Annotated in this window: 15 protein-coding genes; 8 read left to right on the forward strand and 7 right to left on the reverse strand. The window is 64.1% G+C overall.

What is annotated here, in order from left to right:
* Positions 1-4 precede the first annotated feature (4 nt).
* Complete coding sequence (locus tag ABIE49_RS34460) at positions 5-175, reverse strand: hypothetical protein (RefSeq protein ID WP_192734293.1); 171 nt, start codon at positions 173-175, stop codon at positions 5-7.
* Between the two features lie 217 nt (positions 176-392).
* Between ABIE49_RS34460 and ABIE49_RS34465 the strand changes: the two genes are divergently transcribed.
* The gene (locus ABIE49_RS34465; RefSeq protein WP_192734294.1) at positions 393-557 is read left to right on the forward strand and encodes a Flp family type IVb pilin; all 165 of its coding nucleotides are present in this window, start codon (positions 393-395) and stop codon (positions 555-557) included.
* 21 nt (positions 558-578) lie between these two features.
* Positions 579-791: a hypothetical protein gene (locus tag ABIE49_RS34470; RefSeq protein ID WP_192734295.1), complete on the forward strand. Its 213-nt coding sequence runs from the start codon at positions 579-581 to the stop codon at positions 789-791.
* A gap of 14 nt (positions 792-805) precedes the next feature.
* Here ABIE49_RS34470 and ABIE49_RS34475 read toward each other — a convergent pair whose 3' ends face one another.
* Positions 806-1,042, reverse strand: a complete 237-nt coding sequence (locus ABIE49_RS34475) for a hypothetical protein (protein ID WP_192734296.1) — start codon at positions 1,040-1,042, stop codon at positions 806-808.
* A 29-nt stretch (positions 1,043-1,071) separates the two neighbouring features.
* The gene (gene ku, locus ABIE49_RS34480; RefSeq protein WP_192734297.1) at positions 1,072-2,061 is read right to left on the reverse strand and encodes a non-homologous end joining protein Ku; all 990 of its coding nucleotides are present in this window, start codon (positions 2,059-2,061) and stop codon (positions 1,072-1,074) included.
* Positions 2,062-2,329: 268 nt separating this feature from the next.
* Here ku and ABIE49_RS34485 point away from each other — a divergent pair, with 268 nt between their 5' ends.
* The 5 genes from ABIE49_RS34485 to ABIE49_RS34505 all read left to right on the forward strand — a co-directional run bounded on the left by ABIE49_RS34485 (position 2,330) and on the right by ABIE49_RS34505 (position 7,357).
* The gene (locus ABIE49_RS34485) at positions 2,330-2,482 is read left to right on the forward strand and encodes a hypothetical protein (RefSeq protein WP_192734298.1); all 153 of its coding nucleotides are present in this window, start codon (positions 2,330-2,332) and stop codon (positions 2,480-2,482) included.
* 114 nt (positions 2,483-2,596) lie between these two features.
* On the forward strand, positions 2,597-3,265 hold the full coding sequence (locus ABIE49_RS34490; RefSeq protein WP_192734299.1) for a metallophosphoesterase: 669 nt from the start codon (positions 2,597-2,599) through the stop codon (positions 3,263-3,265).
* Between the two features lie 231 nt (positions 3,266-3,496).
* Complete coding sequence (locus ABIE49_RS34495; RefSeq protein ID WP_192734300.1) at positions 3,497-4,168, forward strand: response regulator transcription factor; 672 nt, start codon at positions 3,497-3,499, stop codon at positions 4,166-4,168.
* Positions 4,169-4,409: 241 nt separating this feature from the next.
* Positions 4,410-5,786 (forward strand): ATP-binding protein, encoded by a 1,377-nt coding sequence (locus tag ABIE49_RS34500; RefSeq protein WP_192734301.1) that lies wholly within the window; start codon positions 4,410-4,412, stop codon positions 5,784-5,786.
* 149 nt (positions 5,787-5,935) lie between these two features.
* Positions 5,936-7,357 (forward strand): hypothetical protein, encoded by a 1,422-nt coding sequence (locus tag ABIE49_RS34505; RefSeq protein WP_192734302.1) that lies wholly within the window; start codon positions 5,936-5,938, stop codon positions 7,355-7,357.
* A 22-nt stretch (positions 7,358-7,379) separates the two neighbouring features.
* Here the strand turns inward: ABIE49_RS34505 and mntR are convergent, their stop codons facing one another.
* Positions 7,380-7,856: a manganese-binding transcriptional regulator MntR gene (gene mntR, locus ABIE49_RS34510; RefSeq protein ID WP_312010846.1), complete on the reverse strand. Its 477-nt coding sequence runs from the start codon at positions 7,854-7,856 to the stop codon at positions 7,380-7,382.
* A gap of 513 nt (positions 7,857-8,369) precedes the next feature.
* Here mntR and ABIE49_RS34515 point away from each other — a divergent pair.
* Complete coding sequence (locus tag ABIE49_RS34515; RefSeq protein ID WP_192734304.1) at positions 8,370-11,294, forward strand: TonB-dependent receptor domain-containing protein; 2,925 nt, start codon at positions 8,370-8,372, stop codon at positions 11,292-11,294.
* A gap of 275 nt (positions 11,295-11,569) precedes the next feature.
* Here the strand turns inward: ABIE49_RS34515 and ABIE49_RS34520 are convergent, their stop codons facing one another.
* The 3 genes from ABIE49_RS34520 to exbB are packed head-to-tail and all read right to left on the reverse strand — an operon-like array spanning position 11,570 to position 13,469.
* Positions 11,570-12,319, reverse strand: a complete 750-nt coding sequence (locus ABIE49_RS34520) for an energy transducer TonB (protein ID WP_192734305.1) — start codon at positions 12,317-12,319, stop codon at positions 11,570-11,572.
* The gene (gene exbD / locus ABIE49_RS34525; RefSeq protein WP_192734306.1) at positions 12,316-12,741 is read right to left on the reverse strand and encodes a TonB system transport protein ExbD; all 426 of its coding nucleotides are present in this window, start codon (positions 12,739-12,741) and stop codon (positions 12,316-12,318) included. The genes ABIE49_RS34520 and exbD overlap by 4 nt, the downstream gene beginning before the upstream one ends.
* Before the next feature lie 5 nt (positions 12,742-12,746).
* On the reverse strand, positions 12,747-13,469 hold the full coding sequence (exbB, locus tag ABIE49_RS34530; protein ID WP_354067122.1) for a tonB-system energizer ExbB: 723 nt from the start codon (positions 13,467-13,469) through the stop codon (positions 12,747-12,749).
* Positions 13,470-13,779: the final 310 nt, after the last annotated feature.

A 13,779-nucleotide genomic window follows, 5' to 3' on the forward strand; every position in this document is an offset into this window, starting at 1 on the left:
GCTACTATCTCGCCTCGTTGCGGCGATGGTTGAACATCGCCGCCATCAGGCCGAGGACATACGCCGTCAGACGGCGATCGTTGCCGGATCGCACCTCGGCGGTGCGCTGTTCTTCCAACTCATCGTTCAGGAGGCCGATGTAGTTTTTTCCTGTTTCACGCTTCTGCGTGGACATGTGCGCTCGCTCCGGAATCCGCCGATCTGCCGAACCATGGCGGGCGCGGCACAATTCAGGGTAAATTTTCGGTACCGTAGGAATACCGGTGCAGTCGGGGCTCCGGCTTAATCAGTCGTTCATCCTGTTCGTCAAAACGCCGTCAATCATTCCAATCTAGGGTTCCATTTGGAGCGTGGCGCGGGAAGAATTCCGGCGGCGTCGACAGGAGTTTTTCATGCGTCGATTGTTGAAGAGTTTTTTCCAGGATCAGTCCGGCGCGACCGCGATCGAGTATTGCCTCATTGCGATGGGAATCAGCATCGTGATCGTCGGTGCCGTCAATGGCGTCGGCGGTGCGCTCAGCACCAAGTTTGGCACCGTCAGCACATCGCTCAAATAGGACGAACCGGCAGCGCCCGCCATGCAAGAGCTGCTGTTCGGGACCTGGGGTCCACCGATCGCCAGTTTCGGCCGGCAGGTCATCGCCTACAGCCTGCAACATCCATGGCGCGTATTCGCCGCCATACTGGTTGTAGCCCTGCTCACGGATCTGATGTTCCGTAATCGACCAGCTGGCGACGGCATCGACGGATTTGATTTTGCCGGAGGAGATGGTGACGGCGGCGGGGACTAACGCCATAGACCGTGTTACCGGTTGTTTTCATCCGTATATAGCGCCTGCATGATCGCGATCCGCGCGAACACCAGCCACCCGCCGCCGGTCTCCGCGGCCCTGATCAAATGCTCGACCGCGGTTTGCCAGCGCGCTTCCTGCTGTTCGGCTTTTGGCAGTTTCATGACGTAGTCGGCGGCGTGCTGCAGCGTCGTAAGCGTGCGGCCGGCCCGCAGCGGGATCGGCTCATCGAACGGCGTCGACCACGGCATCGCGTGCTACCGGCCGAATCCCTCCGCGATCAACTGGCCTTTTTGGTGCGGGCGGACGTACGAACCGGCTTCTCGGCCTTCTTCGGCGCTTCCTTGACCGTTTCCTTGGCAGCACGCTTGCCGCTGCCGCTGATCGGCAGCAGCATTTCGCGCTGACCGGCGGCTGCCTTGCGCGGCTTCTTGCCTTTGGCTTTGCCGTTTTCCTTGCCGCTTTCCTTGGCCGCGGCGGGGGCGGCCTGTTTCTCGTTGGCGAGGCTGCGTTTCAGCGCGTCCATCAGATTGATGACGTTGCCACCGGTCTTCGGTGCCGCCTTCGGCGATGTCTTCAGGCCGTTGCGCTTCTGGTTGATCAGGTCGATCAGCGCCCGCTCGTAGCGATCCTCGAACTGCTCGGGTTCGAACGATCCGGATTTTTGCTCGACGATATGCTTGGCCAGATCCAGCATATCCTTGGTGATCTTCACGTCCTGGATGTCGTCGAAATATTCCTTCTCGCTGCGGACCTCATAGGGGTAGCGCAGCAGGGTTCCCATCAGGCCGTTGTCGAGCGGCTCCAGTGCGATGATGTGTTCACGGTTGGTCAGCACCACGCGGCCGATCGCGACCTTGTCCATGCTGCGGATGGTTTCGCGGATCACCGCAAACGCGTCGTGGCCGACCTTGCCGTCCGGCACGAGGTAATAGGGACGGATCACATAACGGCTGTCGATATCCGCTCGCGGTACGAACTCATCAATCTCGATGGTGCGGGTCGATTCCAGCGCGAGATCGTCAAGCTCGTCCTTCGACACCTCGATGTAGGTGTCGGTGTCGATCTTGTAGCCCTTCATGATGTCTTCGTTGGCGACTTCCTCGCCGGTGTCGGCATCGACCTTTGCATATTTGATGCGATGGCCGGTCTTGCGGTTGATCTGGTTGAACGAGACCTTTTCGGTGTCCGAGGTCGCCGGATAAAGGGCGACCGGGCAGGTCACGAGCGAAAGGCGCAAAAAGCCTTTCCAGTTGGCGCGGGGGGCCATGGGAAAACTCCGAGGACGCAACAGACGACCGTCAAGAGTACCATCGGCAGACCCGGTTTCAAACACGGCGGGGAAGGGAATCTGCCAACGGCGTTAACCGAGACCGAGCGATATGTTCCGCCGTTCGGCTGCGACCTTTTGAACGGTCTGAGCCGCAAAATGTCCTCTGAGATGCCCCGGAACATCGTTTGTCATCATGCGTTGCTTTTGACAGGTGGTGTCGAAGCAATAGCTGGCATTACAGGCACTTACGCAAATGAGGTCCCCCATGGCAACGCGTCGACATGGCCAGATTATCGAAACCCCGACCGAGGCGCGTCAGGCCGAACCCGGCCCGTCGGTGCTGGCGCTCCTGACCGTCTCGACTGGACTGGCTATCCTGATCCTGGGCGTGGTCTGGTTCGTGTTCTTCCGGACGTAAGGGACGCTGCAAATGACAGTCGCCGGCAGCCCGGCCGGACAATGCACGCCGGTTGCCGGTGGCGTGCGGTTGCAATAGCACCGCGGTGTCCCCTGGCCGGAAATGCGCACGCGCATGAGCTTCACCTACGTCATTCCGGATATTCACGGCCGTGATGATCTGCTGAGCCGCGCGCTCCTGGAGATCGACGCGCATGCGTCCGGCAAAACCGGCGTCATCGTCACCATCGGCGACTACGTCAACAAGGGCCCGCAGACGAGGCAGGTGATCGAGCGGCTGCTGGCAGGCATTGGCGGCGGCTGGCGTTTTGTTGCGCTGAAGGGCAATCACGACGCGATGATGGTCGAAGGGCTGCGCGATCCCGCGAAGCAGGCGTTTTGGCTGGAGCGGGGCGGCGACAAGGCGCTGGCGTCCTATGGCGGCGATCCCGCCGCGGTACCGCAGGCCCATATCGCATGGCTCGATCAATTGCGGCTGCTGTATGTCGATGCGCAACGCCTCTATGTGCACGCGGGCGTCGAGGCAGGGACGCCGCTGGAGGAGCAGAGCGAAAAAACCCTGTTGTGGAAGCGCTACCCGAAGGACGATTCGAGCGGGTTCGGCGAGCTCCACGTCGTGCACGGCCACGACAATGATCCCGAAGGCCCACTGTTATTCGAGGGCCGCACCAATCTCGATACCGCCGCCTGGAAAACCGGGCGGCTGACGGTTGGGGTGTTCGACGATGGCCGGCCGGGCGGCCCTGTCGATTTGATCGTGGTCCGCGGGGCAGACGGCCGTTAGCCGCGCTTTTGGGCGCTTTGGGCGGCCGATTCGGCATGCTAGAGCGTTTTCAAGTGAAGTGGACACCGGTGCGCGTGAAGAAAACGCGTGCGCCTGCGACGGACCGCCGCGCCGTAGCGGGCCCCCATGACAAAAAAGTAACCTGGCGCCAAGTGCCCCGTTCATTGGCCGTTCACGCCGGTGAGCCTCATCTTGTGGCAGGTTTTGTGAAGCACACCATTGGAGGCCAGCGTGCGCCTGCTTGTCGTCGAGGATGACCCCGATCTCAACCGTCAGCTGACGACGGCGCTGACGGATGCCGGTTATGTGGTCGATCGCGCGTTCGACGGCGAGGAGGGGCACTACCTCGGTGACAGTGAACCCTATGACGCCGTCGTTCTCGACATCGGCCTGCCGAAGATGGACGGCATCTCGGTGCTGGAGTCCTGGCGCCGCAACGGACGGGCAATGCCGGTGTTGATCCTCACCGCCCGCGACCGCTGGAGCGACAAGGTGCAGGGCTTCGACGCCGGCGCCGACGACTATGTCGCAAAGCCCTTTCACCTCGAGGAAGTCCTGGCGCGGATCCGCGCGCTGCTCCGCCGTTCGACGGGTCACGCCCAGTCGGAACTGACCTGCGGTCCGGTCTCGCTGGACACCCGCACCGGCCGGGTCAGCGTATCCGGCAATCCGATCAAGATGACGTCGCACGAGTACCGGTTGCTGGCCTATCTCATGCATCATACCGGGCGCGTGGTGTCGCGCACCGAACTGGTCGAGCATCTCTACGACCAGGATTTCGACCGCGATTCCAACACCATCGAAGTGTTCGTTGGCCGTATCCGCAAGAAGCTCGACGTCGATATCATCCAGACCGTGCGCGGGCTCGGCTATCTCCTGACGCCGCCGGCCCCGGGCGCGTGACCAGAGCGTTTTCCAGCGAATTGGCGCCCGGTTCGCATAGCAATCAAGTTTACGCAGATTGCGTAGACTGCGGTAGAAAACGCGTCAAAACAAGAATCTAGAGCCCCGTTCCGATGCAATCGGAACGGAAAGGGCTCTGCCGGTCCCTGATTAAAGGCGTTGACGAAGCAACACGCTTACTTCTTTGTTTGAGCATGTTTTTGTCTGAAAACCGGCCGCCACTTTTCCGGATCGCGTCCTGATGCGCGGCTCCTCGCTCGCCACACGGTTGTTCCTGTCGGCGACCGCGTGGGTGGTGGTGATCCTTGTCATCACCGGGTTCGTGCTGTCGTCGGTCTATCGCGATGCCACCGAACGCGCTTTCGACCGCCGCCTCAATCTCTATCTGCGCACCCTGATCGCCGAGGTCGCAACCCCGGACGAGCCGCCCGACCACCCGTTCCAGTCGCTCGGCGAGCCGTTGTTCGAGCTGCCGCTGTCGGGCTGGTACTGGCAGGTCGTGCGCACCGACGGTGACAAGCCCGAAGCGCGGGTGTCGCGTTCGCTGTGGGACAAGAAGCTGCCGAAGCTCGAGGAGCACGGCGCCGAACTGACCGCGGCCGGCATCCGTCTCGGTTATGTCGACGGCCCCGAGGGACAGACTCTGCGGATGGTGGAGCGGCCGGTCGATCTCGGCGCGGACGGCAAATTCCTGATCAGCGTCGCCGGCGATGCCGGCGAGATCTTCGACGAGACGCGCAGCTTCGACTATTACCTCGGCGGCACCTTCGCCGCGCTCGGCATCGTGCTGCTGCTGACCACGATCTTCCAGGTCCGCTTCGGGCTTGCGCCGCTCAAGCGCATTTCCGAATCGATCGCCGATATCCGCTCCGGCCGTGCCGAACGGCTGGAGGGCGAGTTTCCGGTCGAGATCGCGCCGCTGGCGCGCGAGACCAATGCGCTGATCGACGCCAACCGGGAAATCGTCGAGCGCGCCCGCACCCATGTCGGCAATCTCGCCCACGCCATCAAGACGCCGCTCTCCGTGATCGTCAACGAGGCCGCCGCGCACCCCGTCGATGCCTTTGCCAACAAGGTGCTGGAGCAGGCCGACGTGATGCGCGATCAGGTGGCGCATCACCTGGAGCGCGCGCGCATCGCTGCGCGCGTCACAGTGGTCGGCACCGTCACCGAGGTCGCGCCCGCGATCGAGGCGTTGCGGCGGACCATGGAAAAGATCCATCGCGATCGCGCCATCGCGATCGAGCTGAAGGCCGATTCCAACGCGAAGTTTCGCGGCGAACGCCAGGACCTCGAGGAGATGGCGGGCAACCTGGTCGACAACGCCTGCAAATGGGCCGCCACCCAGGTCCTGATCGAGGTGCTGGTCGAGCCGGCGGCGGAGCCCAGCGCCGGGCCGCGGCTGCGGATCATCGTCGATGATGACGGCCGCGGACTGTCGGCCGACGAGCGCGCGCAGGTCTCGCGGCGCGGACAGCGGCTGGACGAATCCAAGCCGGGCTCTGGCCTCGGGCTCTCGATCGTGGTCGATCTCGCCGCCCTCTATGGCGGCAGCCTTGCGCTCGGCGATGCCCCGATCGGCGGGTTGCGGGCCGAACTGGTACTCCCTGGGGTTTGAGCGCGAAAAGCGATTGAATCCGGTCGGGGGAGCGGCCATGCCGCCCTGGATTTCATCATTCCTAAACGACTTCTTAACGCGCACACTTTTATGATGGCGGTTGGACGCGCTTTGCCGTCCGGACGACACACGCATTCCACACCGGGCGCATGAGCCAGACATCGACCGAGCGGCTGAGGGACTATCTCGCCCAGCTCCCGCCTCAGGCGCAGGCGCTGCTGATGCGCTCGTTCGAGCGCGCGATCGAGCGCGGTGAGGAAGTCGCGGTCGCCACCCTCGTGCTCGAGCAACTGCGCAAGGTGGTGCGCGGCACCGAGGAAGACGAAGAAGTGCGGCCGCGGACCGACGATCCGGCGCGGCTGCTGTTTCGCCCCATCGAGCCGTTTCTGGTCGAAAGCAATTTTCCGATGCGGCAGGGCCAGATCCGCCGCACCTCGCTGCTGCCGGTCTGGCAATGGTTGGCCCGGGACGGCGCGCCGGAGCAGGCGCGGGCCTTCGAAGCCGCGCTGGCCGAGATCAGGCAGAGCGGTTCGACGGCGGGACTGGAAGCCGAGACGCGCAAATTCCAGCTTGCCGCCGCGGATGCGATCGCCAAGGTCGCGGCGCCGGTGCAGGGCGACGACAGGCAGCGTTCGCTCGCGCGTATCGGCCCGCCCAACGTCGTCGAGGACTTCTTGTCGATCGGGTCGGTTTTGCGCGCCCGTGAGGCGATGGACACGCTGGGCAGCCGGCTTCCCAGCCAGTTGCGGGGGTTGTCGGAATCCCAGATCGCGTCGGTGACCTCGGCGCTCAATGTTCCCTCGCTGCAGACGCCGCAACTGCTGCCGTTCGCGCTGTCGCTGATCATGCAGCGGCTGGCGGCGCCGTGGCAGATCATCCGCCTCGCGATCAAGATGGCGGCTTCCGACGATGAAATTCGTGTCGCCGCGACGCCGTACGGCATCGCCGTCACGCTCGCGCTGCACGATCTGTCCTTTCTCGCGGCCTGCCTGCGCACCGACATCAGGCGCGGCCAGTTCGACAATGTCAGCGAACAGCTGAAGACGCTGCATGACGGCGTGCGCGGCCTGCGCACCGAACTCGACCTGCGCAACGATTCCACGTGGGGCAAGCAGCTGACCTCGATCCGCGCCGACATTTCCAATTCGCTGCAGTCGGAAATCGACAGCGTGCCCGGCCGGGTCCGGCGCATCCTGCGCCAGCGTGCCGACAAGGACATTTCGTCGGCTCCCAAGATCGACGCCACGGATGTCGAGGAAACCGCGGCCCTGATCGATTTCGTCGCGGTTTGCCGCACCTATGCCAGCGAGCTTGCGATCAACGAGGTCACGTTGCGGACCTATTCCGACCTGCAGCATTATGTCGAGCACTCGACCGAGGCGCTGGTGCAGGCGCTGCGCGGCGGCGACACCAAGGCGCGCACCTACCGGCAAATGCAGGCCAAGGCGGCGATCCGCTTCTGCGAAGTCCTGTTCGGCCATGATTATGCGTCGCTGATGAGCAGGGCGGCCGAAAACGCCGTCACCGGCGAGCGTAAATCCGCCGAGCGCAAGTCCAGCCGCAACGGATAGGACGGCCGGGGCCGTCGCACCCTCACACCTTGCGGCGATCCTTGTTGGCGCGCAGGAATTCGGCGAACGCCTTCAGCGTCACATCCGACACGTGATGCTCGATGCCCTCGGCATCGCCCTCGGCAGCTTCCTGCGGAACGCCCAGCGCCAGCAGGACATCCACCACAAGCCGGTGGCGCGCGCGGACGCGCTTGGCGAGGGTCTCACCCTTCTCGGTCAGGAACACCCCGCGATAGGGCCGCGCGGTCACGAGATCCTCCCGCTTCAACCGCGCGATCGTGTCGATCGCCGTCGGGTGCGACACGCCCAGCCGGCGCGCGATGTCGGTCGGGCGCGCCTCGCCGGTCGTGCCTAACAGATCGGAGATCAGTTCGACATAATCTTCCAGAACCGCGGTCGAGCGCGCCGAGCGCGCCTTTCCAAAGCGGCGCGCCTGCGTTTGCTCCGTGGGGAGCGGCTGCATCGATTTGGCCCGGTCTGTCGAGGGCTTGCGCAACACGGCTCCTTTCCAGGCGAATCCATCGAGAGGAGGCAGACCATGGCGTGCTGCCGAGCACATTGCAAGTTGGCGACATGTCGCGAATCCGCAACAGGCCGGCGCGCGCTTGCGACGACCGGCCGCGGCGTCTTGACAGTTAACGGGGCAACATTAACATGTAGCCTTACCTACGTTTTAAGGTCGCAGCTTATCCGGACCGGTTCCTGTAGCGCGATGATGGTTGGGGACGAGATGCGCGCGACACGAATGGCCCTTCTGGGCACGTCTGCATTTGCAATGGTATGTTTGAGCCAGGCTGCGGCCCTCTCGCAGACGGCGGAGCCTGCGCCATCGCCGTCTCCTGCGCCATCGGCGTCTCCGGCCGCCCCCCAGGCGCCTGCCGAGCCGCCCGCGCCGGCAGCCACGGCAACGGGACAAGCCCCGGCGGCTCCCGCTCAATCTCAGACGGCACCGCCGCAACCGGCAACCGCTGCCGGACCGCAAGACAAGCCCGCCGCCCCGGCGGAAATCGACATGCCGCAGGTGACCGTGGAGGGCCGCCAGCCCAAGCCGGCGCGGCGGGCAGGGCGCGCCGAGCCCGGCCGGCCTTCACGGGCCGTCGCGGCACCGCTGCCTGGTCCCGCCCCGGCGGCCGCGGCTGCCTCGCCCTTCAATCCGCCGTTTGCGCCATTGTCGACGATCGGCAGCAATCAAATCCAGACCGGCAGCAGCAATGGCGGGTTCGGCAGCCTGTTCTCCACCATGCCCGGCGCGACTTCCGCAGGCCTGGCCACGGAATCTTCCCGCCCCATTCTGCGCGGCTTGTCGGACGCCAAGGTCCGCATTCAGGAGAACGGCGTCGGTGCGGTCGACGTATCTGATATTGCGCAGGACCACGCGGTACCGATCGATCCTCTCGCGATCCAGAAGGTCGATGTCGTTCGCGGGCCGGGTGCGCTGCGGTTCGGCTCGCAGGCCGTCGGCGGCGTCGTCGACGTCAACAACAACCGGATTCCGACCGCCGCCCCTGTGGGTGGGCTGGCCGCGGAACTGAGATCGGCCGTGACGAGCGTCAACAAAGGATGGGAAAGCGGGCTGTTGCTGGATGCCGGCGGTCGCAACGCCGCCGTTCACGCCGACATCTACGGGCGATCCTCCAGCGATTACAGCATCCCCAGTTATCCCTATCTCGTTCCGCCAAACCCCGCGCCGGTCGGCAATGGCAGGCAACCGAACTCGGCCTCGCAAAGCGCGGGGGCGGCGGTCGGCGGCTCTTATTTGTTCGACGGCGGCTATGCCGGCATCGCCGTCTCGCGCTTCACCAGCGACTATTTTGTTCCGGGTATCGCGACCGCGGATGCACGCCAGCACAATGATCTCGAGCAAACCAAGATTACCAGCAAGGGCGAGTATCGACCGGACGCGGCCGCGCTTGCCGCCGTCAGGTACTGGACCGGATATTCGGAGTACAGGCATGACGAGACCGTGCTCGCCGGTCCCGGTTACGAGGGGATCACGGCCACCTTCAAGAACACGCAGACCGAGGGCAAGATCGAGCTTGAATCTGCTTCGTTCGCCACGCCGATCGGAGCGCTGACCAGCATTGTCGGTGCGCAGGGCGCTTACCAGCAACTGGATACGGCCGGCCAGGCGATCCTGCTTCCCGCCCAGACCAGAACCGCGGCGGCGTATTTCCTCAATGAAGTACGACACACGGACACGCTGCGCACGCAATTGGCGGGACGCATCGAGGGCGTCGATATCGCCGGCACGGCGTTCACCTTCCCGCCGAATTTTCTGCCGCCGCCCAATGAACCGGGCAGGGCCGCGGCCAGGCTCGACTTCATGCCGAAGAGTGTCAGCTTCGGAATCATCAAGGATCTTCCGTCCTACCTGGTCGCGAGCCTGACGCTGCAGCGGATCGAACGCGCGCCGCGCGCGCTTGAATTGTTCGCGCAAGGTCCCGACGGTTCGGAGAAGACCTTCAAGATCGGCAACCCGAACCTGGGAATCGAGACCGCGCAGACGGCGGAAATCGGCTTGAAGCGCACGGCCGGCGATTTCAGGTTCGCCGCCAATGCCTATTACACGTCGTACGACAAGTTCATCTTCTCGCGCGCCACCGGCATCCTTTGCCAGGAAACGTTTGCCACCTGCGGAGCCGGCACCGATTACATCCAAGTCAATTACGATCAGCGCGACGCGACGTTTCGTGGCGGCGAGCTGGCCTGGCAATGGGACGTCGCACCGCTCGCGAGCGGCACGTTCGGCGTTGACGGGCAATTCGATGTCGTGCGCGCGACGTTCACCGACGGCAGCAATGTTCCGCGCATCCCGCCGATGCGGCTCGGCGGCGGCGCCTATTGGCGGAACGACAGCTGGTTTGCCCGTGTCGGCCTGCTGCACGCCTTCGCGCAGAACGACGTTTCGCAGTTCGATACGACGACCGGCGGATACGATCTGCTCAAGGTGCAGGTGGAGAACCGGCAGTTCTGGAAGGATTCGCCGTGGGGCGCGGTCGAGGTCGCGACCGGCATCGTTGGCGACAATCTGCTCAACGCCAACATCCGCAATGCCGTTCAATTCCACAAGGACGAGATCCTGCAGCCCGGTCGGGGCTTCAAACTCTTTCTCAACGTCAAATACGGTGTCGACCGTCCGAGCGGAGCGCCGGGTTCGTCTTTCGGGATGGCGCGGGGGCCGGGCGGCGACATGTACTACAAATCGCCGCGGATGCTCGACGCGGCCTGGAATTGGGCAGGCATCTATGCCGGCGCCAATGTCGGGTATGTCGGCGGCAGGGCTGTTACCAGCGCGGTGTTCAGCGAGGATGCGACCGGCCTGCCGTTTGACGGAGGCCGCCTGTTCTCCACGCGCGGCACCGCGAGTATTGGCGGGCAGGCTGGATACAACTGGATATCGGGCCGGCTGGTCGCAGGCATCGAAGGCGATTTCGAATACCGCAATCAGCGCGGACGCAACGCCACGACATGTCCCGGCAATGTCTGCAACGCGGCGCTGGCTCCGCTCGACGCGCCCGTGACGGCAAGCCTGGATTACCAACTGGGATGGGTCGCCTCCGTTCGCGGGCGCGTCGGCGCGCTCGTTTCGCCCGGTCTGCTTGCCTATGTCACGGCGGGCGTGCCGTTCGGCAAGATAACGACGTCGGCGTCTGTCACAGGTTTTGATAATGCGGGTGCTGCGACGACGACAGCTTTGAATACCGACACCTATCGTTTCGGCTGGGCCGTCGGCGGCGGCCTGGAGACTCGCCTGACGGGCAACTGGACCGGCAAGCTCGAATATCTTCACATGGATTTCGGTTCGGTGCGTTCCACGCCGGCCACCGCCGCAAACACAGCGGTCGCATTCGACTCGAACACGAGGGTGACCAGCGATGGCGTCAGGGTCGGCGTGAACTACAAGTTCGGCGCCGGCGGGGCGATCATTGCGGATTGATCCGGTGTTGTGGCGCAAGGCCGCGCGGGAAATGGCGATGGAAAGAGGCTGCCTGGTTAGCGGCCTCTGTCATAAGACTTTCAAATCCGTCTGCTCATATTTAACTTGGCTGGCTATGGCCTCTGCCGTGGGGCAGGACAATTGATGTAGTCGGCGGGGTCGCCTGAATTTTAGAGCAAGGCAGGCGGCCCACTCGGCTTAACCGTTGCCAGCTTCCTGACGCCGCCGTTGCGGACGTCGGGTGTCTGCGATTCTGCGGCCCGTTCTTGTCTGCGCTATTTCACGGTGAAGCGGATCGGCAGCCTCACGACAACAGAATCGCCCGGAAAATTTGCGGGCGGCGCCGGAAAAGGCTCAGCACGTTTGAGCAGCGCGACCGCTTCCTCGTCGAGCGCACTGGAGCCCGAACTTTCAATCACGCGCGCGTTGGCCACCATTCCCTTGCGATCGAGCGCAAACGACACGCGTGCCGTCCCTTGCCGCGGCCGCGCGGCTTCCGGATAGCGCTTGTTCTTTTCGATCAAGGCGAGGACTTTGGTTCGCCATGTCACCACGGCTTCCGAATCTTTCGCACTCGGCGCACCCTGTGTCGGCGCCACCGCAACCGGCGCGACGCGCTCCGGGACCGCTGCAGGTGCCGACGTGGTGGCGGCCGCCGCCTGCTGCTGCGGCGTCACGTCAGGCTGCGGTTTGGCCTGCAGCGCCACGGCCGCATCCGGATTGGGTGCGGGGGGCAGCTCAGGTGTTTCATCTGGCGGAGTCACCTCAGGCTTCGCCACGGGCTGCGCTTCCGACATCACTTGTTCGGGCCCCGGCGCGACATCGGATGGTGTCGTCGAGGGCGCTGCCGGCAACGGTGCGAGGTCGACCACGATCGCACCGGATGGTTCGGCCGCCACGGTGTCGTCCGGATAGCGCCAGGTCGCTAGAGTGGCCGTCACGCCGGCGTAGACGCACAGCACCGCAACGCCGCTCAACATCCAGCGTTGCAGGTCGGAACGATCTTCGGCCGCAAGCTGCATCATGGCGACGAGGCTTGTTCCAGTCCGACCAGGGCGACTTTCAGATAGCCGGCGGCGCGCAGCATGTTCATCACCTGCATCACCTCGCCATACGGGACGAGCTTGTCGGCGCGCAGGAAAATTCGGCTGTCCTTATGGCCGTTGGTGCTCGCATCGAGCACGCCGGGCAGTGCGGCGCGCCCCACGGTCTCGTTCCCGACGGACAAAGAGAGATCCGGTTTGACCGTCAGGTAGACCGGCTTGTCGGGCCGCGGCTGCGGCTGCGCATTCGAGGCCGGAAGGTCGACCGCGATGTCGACGGTTGCGAGCGGCGCGGCGACCATGAAGATGATGAGCAGCACGAGAATGACATCGATGAACGGTGTCACGTTGATCTCATGGACTTCCGCAAGATCGCCATTGCTCTGGTTAACGCTGACAGCCATCGCCGCTACTCCGCCGCTGCGAGATGTCGCCGGACGAGGATGGCGCCGCCGTCGAGGTCACGGCCGACGAGGCGGGTGATCTCCGACGACCCGTCCCCGAGCAGCGCCCGATACGAGCTGATCTGGCGGGCGAACAGATTGTAGATCATCACAGCGGGTATAGCCGCCACCAGCCCGAGCGCCGTCGCCAGCAGCGCCTCGGCGATCCCCGGCGCGACCACCGCGAGATTGGTGGTTTGCGACTTCGAGATCCCGATGAAGCTGTTCATGATTCCCCAGACCGTCCCGAACAGTCCGACAAAGGGGCCGGTCGATCCGATGGTTGCCAGCACGCCGGTGCCGAACCCGATGCGCCGGCTTGCCGCCGCCTCGATCTGCTGAAGCCGGGACGCAACCCGGGTCTTGATCCCTTCCTTGTCCATTCGATCGGTGCTCAGTTTCAGTTCCGCCATCGCGCCCTCGAGCAATTGCGCAACGGCCCCCTCGGGCACCTGCCGCACGGCGTCTTCCACGTTCCTGGCGCTCGCGAGTTCGCGCAAAGCGTTCTTCGCATTGCGGCGCGCCTTGATCAGCTCGATCGTCTTCGACAGCCATACCGTCCAGGTCACCAGGGTCGCAAAAACCAGACCGATCATCACGGCTTTGACGACGATGTCGGCCTGCATGAACATGCCCCAGGGGCTCAGATCGCGCGGCAGCAGCGCGGCCGCGATCGCGGTTCTGTCCACCCCATCCTGTGCCGACGCCGGAAGCGATGGGAACAAGAACGGCAGCGCAAGCAACGCGGCGCCGCGGCGAACCTTCGGGCCATCCAGAATTCCAACAAGGCCAAAGGGAAGGGCGTCGCGTCGAAGAGCTTTCCAGGATCGCATCGGTTTTGCCTCTAAGGGGCTGGGAATTAACGTATTCACCCCATTATGTAGCATCGCCTACGTCTTGGTGCAAATGCTATAGCTTGCTGCCGCACCCTGCAGCGGCGGCGGAACGTGTTGATCGCACTTGCCAGATTTCCGTTCGCCAGGATCAAAAGGTGGGCAC

The sequence above is a fragment of the Bradyrhizobium sp. OAE829 genome (assembly GCF_040546575.1).
In the GTDB taxonomy this organism is placed as follows: domain Bacteria; phylum Pseudomonadota; class Alphaproteobacteria; order Rhizobiales; family Xanthobacteraceae; genus Bradyrhizobium.